This window comes from Georgenia satyanarayanai (genome assembly GCF_023715365.1).
GTDB lineage: Bacteria > Actinomycetota > Actinomycetes > Actinomycetales > Actinomycetaceae > Oceanitalea > Oceanitalea satyanarayanai_B.
In genome coordinates this window covers 1-17,692 of the sequence record NZ_JAMBNZ010000017.1, presented here as the reverse complement: position 1 = coordinate 17,692, position 17,692 = coordinate 1, and the positions used below count along the sequence as shown (strand labels likewise).

Sequence of the window (17,692 nt, the reverse complement as noted above, 5' to 3'; positions counted from 1 at the left end):
GCACTCACGGGTGCGGGTGGCCCGCCCGGACCTCGAGCTCGAGGCGGCCGCCGGCCACGCGCGCGTCAAGCACGTCCCCGGTGGTGACGGCGTCGGGGTCGTGCACCACCGCGCCGTCGGCCGTGCGCAGGACCGCGTAGCCGCGCTCGAGGGTGGCGAGCGGTGACAGTGCCCGCAGGTGGCCGCGCAGGGACTCGACGGCGGCTGTGTCCCTGGCCAGCCCGGCCGTCGTCGCCTTCCGCAGGGAGCCGACGAGGCGGGAGACGTCCTCGGCGCGGACGGTGACCATCGTCGTCGGGTCGGCGAGGACCGGGCGTGAGCGCAGCGCGTCCAGCCGCACCTGCTCGCTGTGCAGCCGCCCCGCCACGGAGGCCCGCAGCCGCTGGCAGGTGGCGAGCAGCCCGCGCCGCTCCTCGGCCACGTCCGGCACCACCCGCTTGGCGGCCGCGGTGGGGGTCGAGGCACGGTAGTCCGCGACGAGGTCGAGCAGCGGGGTGTCCGTCTCGTGCCCGATGGCGGACACGAGCGGGGTGCGGCACGCCGCGGCCGCGCGCACGAGCTGCTCGTTGGAGAAGGGGAGAAGGTCCTCGACCGAGCCGCCACCGCGGGCGACGACGATGACCTCGACGGACGGGTCGGCGTCGAGCTCGGCGATCGCGCGGCTCACTTGCGCGACCGTGCCCGGCCCCTGGACGGCGACCTCCCGGATCTCGAATCGCACCCCGGGCCACCGGGCACGGGCGTTGACGACGACGTCGTGCTCGGCCTTGGACTCGCGCCCGCACACGAGGCCCACGACCCCGGGGAGGAAGGGCAGCGGGACCTTGCGCTCGGCGGCGAAGAGCCCTTCCGCCGCGAGCACGCCCTTGAGGTGCTCGATCCGCGCGAGCAGCTCCCCCAGCCCGACGGCGCGCACCTCGCGGGCGTGCAGGGAGAGAGAGCCGTTCTTCTGGTAGAAGTCCGGCTTGGCGTGGACGACGACGCGTGAGCCCTCGGCCACGTCGGGCAGGTCACGGGCGAAGATCTTCACCGTCATCGACATGTCGACGTCCGCGTCGCGCAGGGTGAGGAAGGCCATCCCGGCGCCGGGGCGGCGGTTGAGCTGGACGATCTGGCCCTCGACCCACACGGGAGACATCCGGGCGACGTACTCGGCGATCTTCGCCGAGAGCAGCCGCAGCGGCCACGGCTGGTCCGGGGAGGTCTGGGCCGCGCGCTCCGGCAGGGGGGCAGCGCTCACCGGACCACCGGCGCTGCCGCGGGCGCGAGCCGGCGTGCCATGACCAGGCTCCCGGGACGCTCCGCGACGACCGCGAAACCCAGACGCCGATAGAAGGCGACGGCGCCCTCGTTGGCGCTCGCGACCACGAGGTGGAGGCCCGGCACGCCGCGTTGCTCAAGCGCCGTGGCGAGCCGGTCGAGGAGTGCGCGCCCGGCTCCGGCCCCGCGGACGTCCTCGAGGAGGTCGACGTGGAGGTGGGCGGGGTACTCGGCGAGCCACTCGCCCTCGCTGTGGATCCCCTCCTCGATGAGGCGGACCACGCGCTCGTCGGCGCTGCCCGGACGCGGCGGGTGAGCGCGGTAGTGGGCGCGCAGCGGCGGCCACCAGCGCTCCTCGCAGGCGGCCTCGAAGGCGAGCGTGTCGGCCGTCCCGACGACGTAGCCCAGCGGCTCGGGGTGGCCGTCGGCCCGGACGACGAAGGCGAGCTCCGGCTCGAGCTCAAGGTAGGGGCCGAGGTAGACGTGCCCGAGGAGCTCGCGGTCCTCGTGCTCGGGCCCCGCGTCAGCCCCGAGCCTTCCGGTGCGTAGGCACACCTCGTAGAGCGCGGCTCGGTCGGCCGGCCGGTACTCGTCGAGGGACAGGTCGGGTCGCATCGCTCACAGCATGCCACCGGGGGCAGACGTTCCCGTCCCCGCGACGTAGCCTGTCAACGTGACTACTGTGCCTTCTGACGCTTCCCTGGGCGCCCAGGCGCCGGACCGCCGCGAGGTCCCGTCCCTCGCCGGCGCGTCCGCCTTCCCCGATGCCGTGCCCACGCGCACGCCTGGAGCCGCCGCCGTCCCCGGCCGGCGCATCCTCCTCGCCGCGCCACGCGGCTACTGCGCGGGCGTGGACCGCGCCGTCGACGCCGTCGAGAAGGCGCTCGAGCACTACGGCGCCCCGATCTACGTGCGCAAGGAGATCGTCCACAACAAGTACGTCGTCGAGACGCTCACCGAGCGCGGCGCGATCTTCGTCGACGAGACCGACGAGGTGCCCGAGGGTGCCCGCGTCGTCTTCTCCGCCCACGGCGTCTCCCCGGCCGTCCACGCCGCCGCGGCCGCCCGCAACCTCGCGACCATCGACGCCACGTGCCCGCTCGTGACGAAGGTGCACAAGGAGGCCGTGCGCTTCGCGCGCGACGACATGGACATCCTCCTCATCGGCCACGACGGCCACGAGGAGGTCGAGGGCACCCAGGGCGAGGCGCCGGACCACATCCAGGTGGTCAACTCCCCGGACGAGGTCGACAAGGTCGTCGTGCGCGACCCCGAGAACGTCGTGTGGCTCTCCCAGACCACGCTGTCGGTCGACGAGACGATGGAGACGGTCCGCCGGCTGCGTGAGCGCTTCCCGGCCCTCCAGGACCCGCCGAGCGACGACATCTGCTACGCCACCCAGAACCGCCAGGTCGCCGTGAAGAAGATGGCGCCGGACTGCGACGTCCTCATCGTCGTCGGCTCGGCGAACTCCTCGAACTCGGTGCGGCTCGTCGAGGTGGCCCTGGAGGCAGGCGCCCGTGCCTCCTACCGGGTGGACCGCGCCCAGGAGATCGACGACTCGTGGTTCGAGGGGGCGACGACGGTGGGCCTGACCTCCGGCGCGTCCGTGCCGGAGATCCTCGTGCGCGACGTCATCACCCACCTCGGGCAGCTCGGCTACGGCGAGGTCGAGGAGGTGCGCACGGCGACGGAGGACATCATCTTCTCCCTGCCGAAGAACCTGCGCGCGGACCTCAAGGCCACCGGCGCCCAGCTGGCCCCTCCCCGCCGTGGCGGTCGCCGGTCCCTGCCCGTCCAGCTCTGAGGGACTCCCGTCGCGCGAGGTTACGCACCCGTAGGTTACGGTGGCGTAGGGACTGACCCGGAGCACCGCGCGAACGAAGGAGGACTGATGGCCGCTGAGGACTTCACCGTCCCCGAGATGACCGTCCCGGACCTCCTCGCCGACGCCGCCCGCCGGGTTCCCGACAACGTCGCCCTGGACTTCCTCGGCGCGACGACGACGTACCGAGAGCTGGCGGCGCAGGTCGACCGCGCCGCCGCGGTGCTCGCCGCGGCAGGCGTGCGCGCCGGGGACCGCGTGGCCCTCGTGCTGCCCAACTGCCCCCAGCACGTCGTCGCCTTCTACGCCGCGCTGCGGCTGGGCGCGGTCGTCGCCGAGCACAACCCGCTCGCGTCCCCGGCCGAGATCCGCGCCCAGCTCGACGCGCACGGTGCCCACGTCGTCGTCGCGTGGGAGAAGTCCCTGGCCAAGGTGTGCCCCGACGGCGACCTCCAGGGCCGCACCGTGCTCGCCGTCGACCTCACCGCCGCGCTGCCCCGCCGCTCGCGCCTCCTCCTCCGTCTGCCCGTCCCGGCCGCCCGGGCGCAGCGGGCGGAGATGCGCGGGCCCGTCCCGGCCGGGGTGCTCGGCTGGGAGCGCGAGCTGCGCCGCGCCACCCCGCTGCCCGCCGGCGCCCCCGGGCCCGAGCCGTTCGACACCGCCGTCCTCCTCCACACGGGCGGGACGACCGGCACGCCCAAGGCGGTCGTCCTCACCCACCGCAACCTCATCGCCAACGTCACGCAGAACGCGACGTGGATCTCCGAGCTGCGCTACGGCAGCGAGGTGTTCTCCGCCGTGCTGCCCTTCTTCCACGCCTTTGGGATGACGCTCTCGCTCACCACCGCCGTGCGGCTGGGGGCCGCCCAGCTCGTCTTCCCGCGCTTCGACCCGGACATGGTCCTCGCCGCTGTGCGCCGCCGGCCCGTCACCTTCTTCGGCGGGGTGCCGCCGATGTTCGCGCGGCTCGCGGCGGCCGCGGAGGAGAAGGACGTCGACCTCGGTGCGGTGCGCTTCGCGATCTCCGGCGCGATGTCCCTGGCCCCCGAGGTGGCCGCCCACTGGGAGCGCGTCACCGATGGCCTCATCATCGAGGGCTACGGGATGACCGAGACCTCGCCCGTGGCGCTGGGCAACCCGCTGAGCCCGCAGCGGCGCCCCGGCGCGCTCGGCCTGCCCTTCCCCGGCACGGAGATCCGCGTCGTGGACCCCGAGGAGCCGGCCGTCGAGGTCCCCACCGGCGAGGTGGGTGAGCTCCTCATCCGCGGGCCGCAGGTCTTCGCGGGCTACTGGGACAACCCGGAGGCCACCGCCGAGGTCATGCTCGACGGCGGGTGGCTGCGCACCGGTGACCTCGTCCGGCTCGGCGCGGACGGCTTCGTCACGCTCGCCGACCGCCGCAAGGAGCTCATCATCACCGGCGGCTTCAACGTCTACCCCTCGCAGGTGGAGGACGCGGTTCGCTCGATGCCGGGGGTGCGGGACGTCGCCGTCGTCGGCGTCCCCGACGGCCCGCGCGGTGAGCGCGTCGTCGCCGCCCTCGTGCTCGAGCCGGGCGCGAGCGTCGACCTCGCCGCGGTGCGCCGCTGGGCCGAGGACCGGGTCTCCGCCTACGCCATGCCGCGTGCCGTCACCGTCCTGGAGGACCTGCCCCGCTCGCAGCTCGGCAAGGTGCTGCGCCGGGTGGTCCGCGAGCAGCTGCTCCGCTCCCGCCAGCCCTCCTGAGGCCCAAAGGCTTCACACCGGAAGGCTCCCCGGCATATCGTGCGACGGACGTGACCCGCGTCACGCGTCAGCAACCACGACCCTCGGGGGCTCTTCATGACCAGGATCCGCGCCTGCCGCACCGCCGCGGCGGCCCTTGCCGTCTCACTCGTCCTCGCTGCCTGCTCCGGGTCGGACGGCGACGGCGACGGTGACGCCACCTCCGCCGACCCGGCCGCCGGCGCGGGGATCGTGTCGATCAACGGCACCGAGCCGCAGAACCCGCTGATCCCCACCGCGACCAACGAGGTGGGCGGCGGCGACATCCTCGACCTCCTCTTCGCCGGACTGGTCCGCTACGAGACCGACGGCACCGTCGTCAACGAGGTCGCCGAGTCGATCGAGACCGAGGACAACCAGAACTTCACGATCACCCTCGCCGAGGGCTGGACCTTCTCCGACGGCGCCCCCGTCACGTCGAGCAGCTTCGTCGACGCGTGGAACTACGGTGCCCTGCTGAGCAACGCCCAGAACAGCAGCTACTTCTTCGAGGGCATCGAGGGCTACTCCGCGGAAGAGGACGCCGAGCTCACCGGCCTGGAGGTCGTCGACGACCGCACCTTCACCGTCCGCCTGTCCCAGCCGGAGTTCGACTTCCCCCAGCGGCTGGGCTACTCCGCCTTCTACCCACTGCCCGAGTCGGCCTTCGAGGACATGGAGGCCTTCGGGGAGAACCCGGTCGGCAACGGTCCCTACCAGCTGGCCGAGGAGGGCGCCTGGGAGCACAACGTCCAGATCGACCTCGTCCCCAACGAGTCCTACACCGGCGGCACCCCCGCGCAGAACGACGGCGTGCGCGTCGTCTTCTACGACAACCTCGACACCGCCTACAACGACCTCATCGCCGGCAACCTCGACATCATGGACGAGATGCCGTCCTCGGCCCTAGGAAGCTTCGAGGAGGAGCTGGGTGACCGCGCCGTCAACCAGCCCGCCGCGCTCAACCAGAGCCTGTCCGTCCCGTCCTACCTGCCGCAGCTCGCGGGTGAGGCCGGCCTGCTGCGCCGGCAGGCCATCTCGCTGGCCATCGACCGTGAGCAGATCGCCGAGACGATCTTCTCCGGCGCGGTGACGCCGGCGGCCGACTTCACCGTCCCGTCGATCGAGGGCTTCACCCCGGACGTGCCGGGCAACGACCTCGTCCAGTACGACCCCGAGCGCGCGGCCGAGCTGTGGGCGCAGGCGGAGGCGATCGAGCCGTGGGAGGGCACCCTCACCATCAGCTCCAACGCCGACGGCGACCACCAGGCCTGGATCGACGCCGTGGCCAACTCCATCCGCAACACCCTGGGTATCGAGGCCGAGTTCGAGGCCTACCCGCAGTTCTCCGAGTTCCTCGACGCCCGCGACAACCAGGAGATCTCCGGGGTGTTCCGCGCGGGCTGGCAGGCCGACTACCCCTCGCTCGTCAACTTCCTCGCCCCGATCTACTCGACCGGCGCGGGCTCTAACGACGCCTTCTACTCCAACCCCGAGTTCGACGACCTCATGCGGCAGATCAACGCCGCCGAGTCCGTCGAGCAGGCCAACGAGCTCGTCACCCAGGCGCAGGCGATCCTCTTCGAGGATCTGCCCGGCATCCCGCTGTGGGTGGAGAACGCGGTCGGTGGCCACTCCGAGGCCGTGGACAACGTCGAGTTCGCCTGGAACCGGCAGGTCGAGCTGCCCCAGGTCACCAAGGGCTGACGCCCGGAAGCGACGACGGGATGGTCAGGTACGTCGGGCGGCGGCTGCTCCAGCTCGTTCCCGTGTTCCTCGGCGCCACGCTGCTCATCTACGCGATGGTCTTCGCGCTGCCGGGGGACCCGGTGGCGGCGCTGGGCGGGGAGCGGGGGCTGCCGGAGGCCGTGCAGCAGCAGATCCGGGAGCAGTACAACCTCGACGAGCCCTTCGTCGTCCAGTACCTGCTGTTCCTGCGCGGCATCCTCACCCTCGACCTCGGCGTCACCTTCTCCGGCCGGGAGGTGCTCGACGTCATCCGGGACGCCCTGCCGGTGACCTTCCGGCTGGCGATCATGGCGCTGGCCTTCGAGGCGGTGCTCGGCGTGGTGCTCGGCCTGGTGGCGGGCCTGCGCCGCGGCGGGATCTTCGACTCGACGGTGCTCGTCCTCAGCCTGCTCGTCATCGCGGTGCCGACCTTCGTCATCGGTTTTGTGCTGCAGTTCGTCGTGGGGGTCCAGCTCGGGTGGCTGCCGGTCACGGCGGGCAGCGACCCCGGTTTCCGGTCCCTGCTCATGCCCGCCGCCGTGCTCGGTGCCGTGTCGCTCGCCTACGTGCTGCGGCTGACACGGACGTCGGTCGCGGAGAACCTCAGCGCCGACTACGTGCGTACCGCCCGGGCCAAGGGCCTGGGCAGCAACCGCGTGATCTCGGTCCACGTCCTGCGGAACTCGCTCATCCCGGTCGTCACCTTCCTCGGTGCCGACCTCGGCTCTCTCATGGGAGGGGCCATCGTCACCGAGGGCATCTTCAACATCAACGGGGTGGGGGGCACCCTGTTCCGGGCGATCATCCAGGGGGAGAACGTCACCGTCGTCTCCCTCACGACCGTCCTCGTCGTCGTCTACATCCTCGCCAACCTGCTCGTCGACCTGCTGTACGCCGCCCTGGACCCGAGGATCCGCTATGGCTGAGCTCCCTCCCGCGGGCGGTCCCTCCGCGCGTGCCACCCGGCGCGGGCAGGAGCACTTCTTCGCCGAGCTCGACGAGGCCGGTCTCGGTGCCGTCGACGCCGTCGCCGACTCCGGTGCGCCGTCGACGATGTGGGGTGAGGCGTGGTCCAAGCTGCGCCGTCGTCCGCTGTTCTGGGCCTCCGCGACCCTCATCCTCCTCGTGTGCACGGTGGCGCTGTTCCCCTCGCTGTTCACCTCCCAGGACCCGCGGTACTGCGAGCTCGCCCGCTCCCTGCAGGGCCCGGGCGGTGGCCACCCCTTCGGCTTCGACCGGCAGGGCTGTGACCTGTACTCCCGCGTCATCTACGGGGCGCGGTCCTCGGTGACGGTGGGCGTGGTGACGACGGCGATCGTCTTCGTCGTCGGCACCACCATCGGGGCGCTCGCGGGCTTCCTCGGCGGCTGGTTCGACACGCTGCTCTCCCGCCTCACCGACATCTTCTTCGCGATCCCGCTCGTCCTGGCCGCGATCGTCTTCATGCAGGTGACCGCGAGCCGGACGATCTGGACCGTGGCGCTCGTCCTCGCCGTCTTCGGCTGGCCACCGGTCGCCCGCATCGCGCGCGGGGCGGTGATGAACGTCAAGAACAACGACTACGTCACCGCCTCCCGAGCCCTGGGGGCGGGGCGCTCCACCGTCCTGCTGCGCCACATCCTGCCGAACGCGGCGGCGCCGATCATCGTCTACGTGACGGTCGCGCTGGGCACCTTCATCGTCGCGGAGGCGACCCTGAGCTTCCTCGGCGTCGGCCTGCCGCCCTCGGTCGTGTCGTGGGGCGGGGACATCTCCCAGGCGCAGGCGTCCCTACGCAGCCGGCCCGGAGTGCTGTTCTACCCGTCCGGCGCGCTCGCGCTCACGGTGCTCGGCTTCATCATGATGGGCGACGCCGTGCGTGACGCCCTGGACCCGAGGGTGCGTGGCCGATGAGCGAGAACCAGCGCCCCGACGAGCCGCTGCTCGAGGTCCGCGACCTCGAGGTGAGCTTCCGGTCCACCACGGGCACCGTGTCCGCCGTGCGCGGCGCAAGCCTCACCGTCTACCCCGGCCAGAGCGTGGCCATCGTCGGGGAGTCCGGCTCGGGCAAGTCGACGCTCGCGAACGCCGTCATCGACCTCCTGCCCGGCACGGGCAAGGTGACCGGCGGGTCCATCTCGTTCGGGGGCCGCGACATCACCCGGGCGAGCCGCAAGGACATGGAGCGGCTGCGCGGCCGGGAGATCGGCATGGTCCCGCAGGACCCGATGACCAACCTCAACCCGGTGTGGAAGATCGGCTTCCAGGTCCGCGAGGCGCTCGCCGCGAACGGCGTCGCCACGGGGAAGGCTGCCAGGGCGCGGGCCAACGAGGTGCTCGCCGAGGCGGGGCTGGACGACGCCGAGCGGCGCTCGCGGCAGTACCCCCACGAGTTCTCCGGGGGCATGCGCCAGCGCGCCCTCATCGGGGTGGCGCTCGCGGGCAACCCGCGGCTGCTCATCGCCGACGAGCTCACCTCCGCCCTCGACGTCACCGTCCAGCGGCGGATCCTCGACCACCTCGGCCGCCTCACCCGGGAGCGGAACGTCGCGGTCCTCTTCATCACCCACGACCTCGGGCTCGCGGCCGAGCGGGCCGAGCACCTCGTCGTCATGCGCCGGGGGCTCGTCGTCGAGTCGGGGCCGGCGGCGCAGATCCTCACCGAGCCGCGCCACCCCTACACGCGCCGGCTCGTGGACTCCGCGCCGTCCCTGACCTCCCGGCGGATCCAGAGCGCCCACGAGCGCGGCGAGGAGAGCGGGGAGGAGCTCACGCACGGGGACGTCAGCCGGCGGCCGGACATCCTCGTCGCGGAGAACCTCGTCCAGGAGTTCTCGCTGCGGGGCGCTCTGCCCGGGGGCGGGAGCACCTTCAAAGCGGTCGACGACGTCTCCTTCGCCGTCCCGCGCGGCGCCACGATGGCGCTCGTGGGGGAGTCGGGCTCGGGGAAGTCGACGGTGGCCAACATCCTCCTCAACCTCCTCGAGCCGACGTCGGGGCGCGTGACCTTCGAGGGGACCGACCTCTCGACGCTGTCCCGGCGTGAGCTCTTCGACTTCCGCCGCAAGGTCCAGCCGATCTTCCAGAATCCCTACGGCTCCCTCGACCCGATGTACTCGATCTTCCGGACGATCGAGGAGCCGCTGCGCCTGCACGGCGTGGGCAGCCGCAAGGAACGTGCCGCCCGGGTCGCGGAGATGCTCGACCTCGTCGCGCTGCCGCGCTCGACGATGCGCCGCTACCCGGGGGAGCTCTCCGGAGGACAGCGGCAGCGCATCGCGATCGCCCGGGCGCTGGCGCTGGAGCCCTCGCTCGTCGTCTGCGACGAGGCGGTGTCGGCGCTGGACGTGCTCGTCCAGGCACAGATCCTCGAGCTGCTCGGCCGCCTGCAGGACGAGCTCGGCCTCACCTACCTGTTCATCACCCACGACCTCGCGGTGGTCCGGCAGATCGCCGACACGGTCGCGGTCATGGAGAAGGGCAAGATCGTCGAGATGGCGACGACGGACGAGGTCTTCGAGCGGCCGCAGCAGCCCTACACCCGCGAGCTGCTCGGGGCGATCCCCGGCGCCCACCTCGACCTCGGCACAGGCCCAGCCGCACCCCGCGGCTGAAACGGATCCGCGCGGCTGATGTGTCCGCAGTGCCACGCAGCGTCAGGAGCGCAGGGCCCTGGCCAGGCGGGTGGAGGGAGAGGGCCGCGGGGGCCGGGCGAGCGGCGGCGCGGGCCCGGCGGCGGCGCGGCGGGGGCCGCGCGCCCTCAGCGGCCGAGCGGGAGCTGCTCGGGGAGCTCGCCGGCGAGCGGGTCGGTGAGCTCGCTCGCGGTGAAGCGGCGCACCTGGACGCGGTCGGCGTCCACCTCACGCACCTCGAGGCCGCCCGGGTCCAGGCCCTCGAAGCCGCGGGCGGTGACGAGCAGGCGCGACTCCACCGAGCCGACCAGCTTGTTGTAGTGCTGCACGGCGCTCTCCAGCGTCCGGCCGAGCTGCGCGGTGTGCCCGGCTACCGTGCCCAGCCGCTCGTAGAGCGTGCGGCCGAGCTCGAGGAGGCGCTTGGCGTCCTCGGTGACCGAGGCGGAGGACCAGATCGTCGCCGTCGTGCGGAGCAGCGCCAGGAGGGAGGAGGGTGCCGTCGGGGCCACCCCCTGGCGCAGGGCGTGCTCGAGCAGCACGGGGTCCGCCTCGAGGGCAGCGGCGAGCAGGCCCTCGGAGGGAACGAACATGACGACGAGCTCCGGGCTGCCCGCGAGCTGCTCGTGGTAGCGGCGCGAGGCGAGGGCGTCGACGTGCCCGCGCAGCGCCCGGGCGTGGGCGGCGAGGAGGCGCTCGCGACGGTCGGACGCCTCGGGGTCGTCGACCGCGGTGATGGCGCTGGCCTCGAGGTAGGCGTCAAAGGGCACCTTGGCGTCGATGACGAGGTACTTCTCCTCGGGCAGCCGCACGACGACGTCCGGACGGCCCGCCCCGGCGCCCGCGCGTGCCCCCGGCAGCGAGGCGACGGTGGACTGCTCGAGGAAGTCGACGTGCCGGAGCATGCCGGAGGCCTCGAGGACGCGGCGCAACTGGACCTCGCCCCACTGGCCGCGGGCCGTGCCCGAGCGCAGCGCGCCGGCGAGGCTCGCGGTGGTGGCGCGCAGCTCGGCGTCGCTGCGCTGGGCGGCGTGGAGACGCTCCGCGAGCACCGTGTACTGCTCGGTGCGCTCCCGCTCGAGCTCGGCGACGTGTTCCCCGACCTGCGCGAGGGTCGCCCGCACCGGGGCGAGGGCGCGCAGGACGTCGTGGTCGCGGCTGGCGCGCTCGCGCAAGTCCGTGCACTCCTCGGCCAGCGCCTCGGCCCGTGCCCGCGCGGCGGCAGCCTCCTGCCGGGCGTGGGAGGTGGCCGCCTCGGCGCGCACCCGGCCCAGGAGCGAACCGAGCACGAGGCCGATGGCGAGGGTGGCTACGGCCAGGAGGATCGCCGTCGTCGTGTCCATGCCCCCAGCGTGGCAGGGGCCACTGACATCGCCGGGAGGTCAGAGCAGGAGCGAGACGAGCGCCAGGCCCGCGGTGGCGAGCAGGAGGCCTGCGGGGACGATCTCGAGGCGCTTCTCGGGACGTGCCGAGCCCGGCCTGAGGTGCTCCTCGATCACGCGGGCCGCGACGAGCGGGTCGCTGCCGCCGGGCACGTCGACCTCGACGGTGCGCAGCGGCGGCGGCACGGGGGACTCGCGCCGGCCGGTGGTCCAGCGGCTCAGTGCACTCCGTGCGGGAAGCGCCCACGCACTGACCGGGCGCCCGTGGGTGGTGAGCTCCAGGCCCCAGCGGGTGCGGGCGCCGGTGATGGCGGCCCAGGGCAGCCACGTGGTGCTGATGACGTTAACCACCTGCACGCCGTCGCGCTCCACGCGCACGACGGGGCGCCAGAACCCGGCCCAGCCGAGGACGGCGAGCAGGAGCGGCAGGGCGCCGTAGCGGAGCACCTCGGCCGCGCCCCCGTTGGCAGCGAAGGCGGCGAGCACGGCTGCGGCGACCACCCAGGTGGCGACGGCGTAGCCGCGGCTCGCGGCGGCGCGGAAGACGATGGCGGGCTGCACCGGCACATCATCCCAGGCACCCGCCGGTACCCGGTCACTGGTCCTGCGGGGGCTCCCCGGGCTGGCTGGTGACGGTGGTGAGGAGGAAGACGGAGTCCTCGAGGGCGACGACGGCGTGCCGCTGGTGGGTGAGGGCGTGCAGCTCACCCGCGCTGAGGACCGGCTCGTCCTCGCCGGTGACCCGGACCCGCCCGACGAGCACCTGGAGGCTGGCGGCGTGCGGGGCGTTGTGCTCGGCCAGCTCGGCGCCCTCGCGCAGCGCGAGGATGGACTGGCGCAGCACGCCGTCGCGAAGGACGAGCTCGGCGCTGCGGCCGTGCTCGTCGGCGCGGGCGGCCTGCATGTGGGAGCTGACGAGCGGCATGAGGTCGGGCATCGGTCCTCCTGAGGAGCGAACGGGTGCCCCCACCGTGGCACAGCGGGTGCCGGTGCGGTAGCGGAGGGCCTTGTCCACGCCGTCGGACGCTGCCATGATCTTCGGACCGTCATCGGGGACGAGCGAGCAGGGAGAGCCGCCATGAGGATCGTCGAGTCGGAGCTGGCAACGGTCGACCAGGCACGCGCCTACCAGGTCGACGACGTGCTGCTGCTGCAGGTGTCGGGCACCCGCCCCACCGCCTGCCATTTGGTGAACCTCGAGCGCACGCTCACCGACGTGGAGCCCCCGGGCTTCGTCGCGCGGATGAGCATCGACCCGCGGGCCAGGTGCGCGGACGTGGAGGCGAGCTTCGAGGTGGCCCAGGCGTTCCGGGTCGGGGTGCACCGGGAGAACGTCCTGCTGCACCACGCGGGCGGTGAGCTGTCAGTGGACGTCACGGAGCTGGACACCGCTGAGCGGCTCGGTGTGGTGCCAGGAGGCCGGCCGCCCGTCGAGCTGCCCCAGACGGAGCGCAGTGAGGCGGTGGGGTACTCCACCAGCTGGGACCTGCAGGAGGCCATGCGTGACGCGATCGCGCAGCTGCCGCACCGCGAGGACATCGCCGACTGGCTCTACCACTACGAGGTCGTGGACGTCGGCGCCGAGATCGGCGGCATCGCGGGGTTCAACCGGCTGCGGGTGACCGTCCGGGGGTAGCGCCCGGGTCCTGCGGAGCCGCGGGGTGGGGGAGGACACCGGCCGCCCTGCTCACCGGCACGTAGACTCGGTGCCCGTGGCCCTCACCATCGGAATCGCGGGACTGCCCAACGTCGGCAAGTCGACCCTCTTCAACGCCCTGACTCGCGCGACGGTGCTCGCCGCGAACTACCCGTTCGCGACGATCGAGCCGAACGTCGGCGTCGTGCCGCTGCCCGACCCGCGGCTGGACCAGCTCGCCGAGATCTTCGGCTCGCAGAAGATCCTCCCCGCGACGGTCTCCTTCGTCGACATCGCCGGCATCGTCCGCGGCGCCTCCGAGGGGGAGGGCCTGGGCAACCAGTTCCTCGCCAACATCCGCGAGGCGGACGCGATCTGCCTGGTCACCCGCGCCTTCGGCGACCCGGACGTCGTCCACGTCGAGGGCAAGGTCGCTCCCGCGGACGACATCGAGACCATCATCACCGAGCTCGTTCTCGCCGACCTGCAGACCGTGGAGAAGGCCATCCCGCGGCTGGAGAAGGAGGTCCGCGGCAAGAAGACCGACGCCGCTGTCCTCGACACCGCGCGCGCGGTCCTCGCCCTCCTTGAGGAGGGCACGGCGGTCTCCACCGGCGCGCCGAAGGCGGGGCTCGACATGGAGCACGTTGCCTCCTTCCAGCTGCTGTCCGCCAAGCCCTTCATCTACGTCTTCAACACCGACGACGAGGGCCTGGCCGACACCGCGATGCAGGCCGAGCTGCGGGCGCTCGCGGCCCCGGCCGAGGCGATCTTCCTCGACGCGAAGTTCGAGTCCGAGCTCGTCGAGCTCGAGCCCGAGGAGGCGGCCGAGATGCTCGCCGACGCCGGCCAGGAGGAGGCCGGCCTGGACAAGCTCGCCCGCGTCGGCTTCGAGACCCTGGGCCTGCAGACCTACCTCACCGCCGGCCCCAAGGAGACCCGCGCCTGGACGATCCCCAGGGGCGCGACCGCCCCGGAGGCCGCTGGCGTCATCCACACGGACTTCCAGCGCGGCTTCATCAAGGCCGAGATCGTCTCCTTCGACGAGCTCGTCGCCGCCGGGTCGATGGCCGAGGCCAAGGCCAAGGGTCAGGTCCGCATCGAGGGCAAGGACTACGTCATGCAGGACGGCGACGTCGTGGAGTTCCGCTTCAACGTCTGAATCGGCGCGTTTGCGCAGGTCGGAGCGGTGTGGGGGCGTCCCAGTCCGCAAACGGTCCGCAAGCGGTCCAGTGGCAGGGCTCGATCAGGCTGTCTCTGACGACTGTCTCCAGGCTCGGACCTCCTCTGTGGACATCTGTGGCGTGACCCGAAGGTGAAGTGACGCACCCGTGATTCCGCTGTGGATCTGCGCGGATTGTGCCCGATCGTGTCGACGGTGCTAGGTCTCATCGGCGTGGCCCTGCTCCGGTACTAGGCATGGGACCGCTCGGGTCGCGTGAGCAGGAACTGGCCGGCATCGGTCCAGGGGCACTGGCACGAGACAAACATCCTGCTCGCGTGTCTTTGGGTGCCCGGGGGTGCGCGCGTATGGTTCGGCGACGGCACAGGAGCGGGCGTCGGGTTGGATGTGAGGTGATCAGATGGCGGGGGGACCTCGGGCATACGGGTCCGGAGTGGAAAAGGCGCTGTACCGACTGTCCAGGGGCACCTGCTACTTTCCGGACTGTCCGCGCCGGATCATCGAAGTGGTCGAGGGCGAGCCGATGGTCGCGGTGGACATTGCGCACATCTACGGCGCGAACCCGGGATCAGCCCGGTACGACGCGTCCATGACCGACGAGGAACGTCGGGCGTTCGGCAACCTGATTCTTCTCTGCGGGCCTCACCACAAGCTGGTTGACGGCCGACGGCGGCATGAATTTCCGGCCGATCTTCTCGAGCACTGGAAGCGCGATAATGAACCGCCTGACGGGATCGAGGCGCTTGCATCTGCCGGCCTTACCGATGAGATGCTCGATACGGTCATGGAGCAGATCGTCGCGCAGGTCAGCCCAAGGAGAGAGGTCGAGGTCGACCTAGATCCCGGGCTGGTGATGTCTCCGACCGACATCGCCGCGATGGGCACCATGGCTGGCATGGGGAAAATCCTCGAGGTCAACCCCCACCTGACCGAGCAGCCAAAGGTCCTGATCGCGAACATTCGCAACACCGGAACCTTGCCCGTCAGCGTGGAAGGCGTTGATCTGTGGGTGGTGATCGGTGAGGTGGAGAAGGACGGTTCCGCGTTTACGCTGATGGGAAGGAACGATTTCGGCCACTCAAACCCGCGTCTGCCACACCGCCTCGAGGACGGGGACGCGGTGCGGTGGCTGACGAAATTGGAGACGGTCGGAGGCATCATGCAGGTGGCTCGCGCAGCCGGGTTCACGGTGCTCGGGGTCCGCGCGGTCGCCCGTCTGGGCACGGGCGAGAAAGTCGAGTCGGATCTGATGGTGTGGGTGGACCTGGCCTGACCCCCTGGCCTTGGGGTTTGGACAGCCGATGGCCGTTTGAGGTGGCGAGGAGCTGCTCGGGTCGGACTCGTCACGCACCTGCAGGCCGGGCCGCTTGGGTGAGTCCCCTAATGAAGCCATCAGACATAGCCGGAGGTCTCCATAGGGACGGGAGGTCGTGGCGGACTGACCGACATCTGAGTCACCGGCCGAACGCGCAACGGCCCTCAGGGGCGTCGGTGCTGGTAATGACGGATCGCTCAACGGAGCGTCTTTACGCCGGGGATCGTGGTCGGCGGCGGTTCCCAGCCGTGCTTCTCGTAGATGGCCCTGGCTTGACTCTCGGCGGACGCCTGGAGTTCCTGTGCCTTGTCCGCATCGAAGCCGACCGCGCGGAAATACCGCAGGTTCTGGCTGAGCACCTGAGCCCACCGCTGATACGGGTCGAGGTTGGCCAGCCGCTCGTCCACCGAGTCACCCGGCTGCGCCGCCTCCATGACCTGCCGGGCGAGGACCGTTCCGAGATTGCGCTCTGTTTCCAGCCACGTGTCAAGACCCTTCCAGTCGTCCAACTCGTCAACGAGGGCGATCGTGGCGATCCGAAAGTTCGCGAGCCGGCCGCCGACGGGCTCGGTAGACGGGTCGAATCCAATGAATTGCTGCACCGCCTGCTGCACTCCGGACCACAAAGCGCTGGCGGCTGCCTTCTGCGACTCCCGGACAGCTTGGCCCGAGCGCCGGTAGGTGAGCACCAGCCCGGTGATCGCGACGATGAGCGAGCCGCCGGACAGAAGCAGTGGGATTGCGTCCACGAGCTTCATCCGAAGGCACCGTTGACGGCCAGCTCCGTGAGGACCTGGGTGGCGCTGCCCGTGGCCGCCGTTACAGAGGCAACTCCGACCTTCTCCGCGATAGCGCGCAACTTGCCCACCTTCTTGACCACGTCGCCGGTGTCAGGGGACTCCCGCTCCACGGCGGCTCGCAGCTCGGCTACTGCCTCCAGGAGTTCTGCGCGCTCGTTGTCGGCGACATCCTCTGTTGCGACCTTCTGGACCTGCTCAAGAAGGCGCAGGGCGTCATCCGCGCTGAGGCCCTGGCTCGAGTGTGCCGCCTTGCCGATGGCGACCGGTCCATCAGCGGCGTGGATGGCGGTGTTGTAGATGTCTCCGATGCGGTGGTTCACGGCGGCGTCGACCTGATCCTTCTTGGGGAGTTCAAACAAAGGTGTGTCAGCAGTGAGGTCCGCGACGACATCTACGAGCTTCGTGCGGATCTGGCCCAGCATTCCGGCGACGGTAGAACCCGACATCACAAAGTGCATGTTGACCACGGACTGGAACATGTCGAGTTGCTGATTCCAGATAGTCATTGCCATGCTCAGGCCCGGTGAGCTGAAGGAAAGTGACTTGTGAGCGGCGAGTTGTTCGAGCTCCTCCATGGGGTGGCGGAACGTAAACTCGTCCGAGACGTACTCCCTTGCCGCCTCAGGAAGCTGGAGGCGGCTGATGACCTGATTCTTCGTCCAGGTGTTGCCGCTGATTGAGTCCATCGAGATCGGGACGTTATAGACCTTGCGATACTCCGGGACCTCGTCCTTGCCATCGTATCCGTTGAGTTCGCTGCGCGCCCACAGTCGAAGTGAGTCAGAGCCGGTCTCTGCACCTAGCAAGAGGCACTTACGAAGGAGACCTGCGAGCGGCTCGGACTCGTCAAGCATCAGCTCACGCAGCGAGCGGAGGAGTGTGTCGGTCACAGGTACGAGGCTAGAGCAGCGGTCCGACTCAATCGCAGGATCACCGCGCTGTCTCGCCCCCTGCACTCGAACGGCGCGGACAACATTGCGCCAGAGTTACCACATGCACGTCCTTCTGGGCGCTGAAACGCGCTATTGGCGGTAGACGGGACGCTCAGTTGAGTACAGCTGCGATTCGAGGGCGCACCTTAATCTGGCTCTTCGGACTTCTGGTGGGGAGCGGGACTCGCGGCGGTAGTTGAGGGCGGGTATGGGTCGAGGTCCTCGATGATCGGTAGCGACCAAGCAACCGTTCGTTCCGAGGACCTCGACGTTGACCAAC

16 protein-coding genes are annotated in these 17,692 nt (G+C 71.0%); 9 read left to right on the top strand and 7 right to left on the bottom strand.

Annotated features, from left to right (window positions below):
- Nucleotides 1-4: 4 nt before the first annotated feature.
- Both xseA and M3148_RS15575 read right to left on the bottom strand, forming a co-directional pair.
- Complete coding sequence (gene xseA, locus M3148_RS15580) at nt 5-1,240, bottom strand: exodeoxyribonuclease VII large subunit (protein ID WP_251305650.1); 1,236 nt, start codon at nt 1,238-1,240, stop codon at nt 5-7.
- A complete protein-coding gene (locus tag M3148_RS15575; protein ID WP_251305649.1) occupies nt 1,237-1,875 on the bottom strand; it encodes a GNAT family N-acetyltransferase in 639 nt (212 codons plus the stop codon). Before M3148_RS15575 ends, xseA begins: the two co-directional genes overlap by 4 nt.
- Nucleotides 1,876-2,029: 154 nt before the next feature.
- On the opposite strand from M3148_RS15575, the gene M3148_RS15570 reads away from it, so the two are divergent.
- The 6 genes from M3148_RS15570 to M3148_RS15545 all read left to right on the top strand — a co-directional run bounded on the left by M3148_RS15570 (nt 2,030) and on the right by M3148_RS15545 (nt 10,149).
- Nucleotides 2,030-3,067, top strand: coding sequence for a 4-hydroxy-3-methylbut-2-enyl diphosphate reductase (locus M3148_RS15570; RefSeq protein ID WP_251305685.1), 1,038 nt, complete (start codon nt 2,030-2,032; stop codon nt 3,065-3,067).
- A gap of 87 nt (nt 3,068-3,154) precedes the next feature.
- Nucleotides 3,155-4,810: an AMP-binding protein gene (locus M3148_RS15565; RefSeq protein WP_251305648.1), complete on the top strand. Its 1,656-nt coding sequence runs from the start codon at nt 3,155-3,157 to the stop codon at nt 4,808-4,810.
- Between the two features lie 96 nt (nt 4,811-4,906).
- Nucleotides 4,907-6,535 (top strand): peptide ABC transporter substrate-binding protein, encoded by a 1,629-nt coding sequence (locus M3148_RS15560; RefSeq protein ID WP_251305647.1) that lies wholly within the window; start codon nt 4,907-4,909, stop codon nt 6,533-6,535.
- A gap of 20 nt (nt 6,536-6,555) precedes the next feature.
- The gene (locus M3148_RS15555) at nt 6,556-7,482 is read left to right on the top strand and encodes an ABC transporter permease (protein WP_251305646.1); all 927 of its coding nucleotides are present in this window, start codon (nt 6,556-6,558) and stop codon (nt 7,480-7,482) included.
- A complete protein-coding gene (locus tag M3148_RS15550; protein ID WP_251305645.1) occupies nt 7,475-8,449 on the top strand; it encodes an ABC transporter permease in 975 nt (324 codons plus the stop codon). The genes M3148_RS15555 and M3148_RS15550 overlap by 8 nt, the downstream gene beginning before the upstream one ends.
- The gene (locus M3148_RS15545) at nt 8,446-10,149 is read left to right on the top strand and encodes a dipeptide ABC transporter ATP-binding protein (RefSeq protein ID WP_251305644.1); all 1,704 of its coding nucleotides are present in this window, start codon (nt 8,446-8,448) and stop codon (nt 10,147-10,149) included. The genes M3148_RS15550 and M3148_RS15545 overlap by 4 nt, the downstream gene beginning before the upstream one ends.
- A 146-nt stretch (nt 10,150-10,295) precedes the next feature.
- Here M3148_RS15545 and M3148_RS15540 read toward each other — a convergent pair whose 3' ends face one another.
- The 3 genes from M3148_RS15540 to M3148_RS15530 are packed head-to-tail and all read right to left on the bottom strand — an operon-like array spanning nt 10,296 to nt 12,483.
- Entirely contained in the window at nt 10,296-11,507 is a 1,212-nt protein-coding gene (locus M3148_RS15540) for a DNA recombination protein RmuC (RefSeq protein ID WP_251305643.1), read from the bottom strand.
- A gap of 39 nt (nt 11,508-11,546) precedes the next feature.
- Nucleotides 11,547-12,107, bottom strand: coding sequence for a PH domain-containing protein (locus tag M3148_RS15535; protein WP_251305642.1), 561 nt, complete (start codon nt 12,105-12,107; stop codon nt 11,547-11,549).
- A gap of 34 nt (nt 12,108-12,141) precedes the next feature.
- On the bottom strand, nt 12,142-12,483 hold the full coding sequence (locus tag M3148_RS15530; RefSeq protein ID WP_251305641.1) for a cupin: 342 nt from the start codon (nt 12,481-12,483) through the stop codon (nt 12,142-12,144).
- Nucleotides 12,484-12,624: 141 nt separating this feature from the next.
- Between M3148_RS15530 and M3148_RS15525 the strand changes: the two genes are divergently transcribed.
- From M3148_RS15525 to M3148_RS15515, 3 genes are all read left to right on the top strand, one after another.
- Complete coding sequence (locus M3148_RS15525; RefSeq protein WP_251305640.1) at nt 12,625-13,182, top strand: hypothetical protein; 558 nt, start codon at nt 12,625-12,627, stop codon at nt 13,180-13,182.
- Between the two features lie 76 nt (nt 13,183-13,258).
- A complete protein-coding gene (gene ychF / locus M3148_RS15520) occupies nt 13,259-14,344 on the top strand; it encodes a redox-regulated ATPase YchF (RefSeq protein ID WP_251305639.1) in 1,086 nt (361 codons plus the stop codon).
- Nucleotides 14,345-14,798: 454 nt separating this feature from the next.
- On the top strand, nt 14,799-15,638 hold the full coding sequence (locus tag M3148_RS15515) for a hypothetical protein (RefSeq protein WP_251305638.1): 840 nt from the start codon (nt 14,799-14,801) through the stop codon (nt 15,636-15,638).
- Between the two features lie 239 nt (nt 15,639-15,877).
- Here the strand turns inward: M3148_RS15515 and M3148_RS15510 are convergent, their stop codons facing one another.
- Nucleotides 15,878-16,438 (bottom strand): hypothetical protein, encoded by a 561-nt coding sequence (locus M3148_RS15510; RefSeq protein ID WP_251305637.1) that lies wholly within the window; start codon nt 16,436-16,438, stop codon nt 15,878-15,880.
- Complete coding sequence (locus M3148_RS15505; protein ID WP_251305636.1) at nt 16,435-17,370, bottom strand: AbiTii domain-containing protein; 936 nt, start codon at nt 17,368-17,370, stop codon at nt 16,435-16,437. The genes M3148_RS15510 and M3148_RS15505 overlap by 4 nt, the downstream gene beginning before the upstream one ends.
- Nucleotides 17,371-17,692 lie beyond the last annotated feature (322 nt).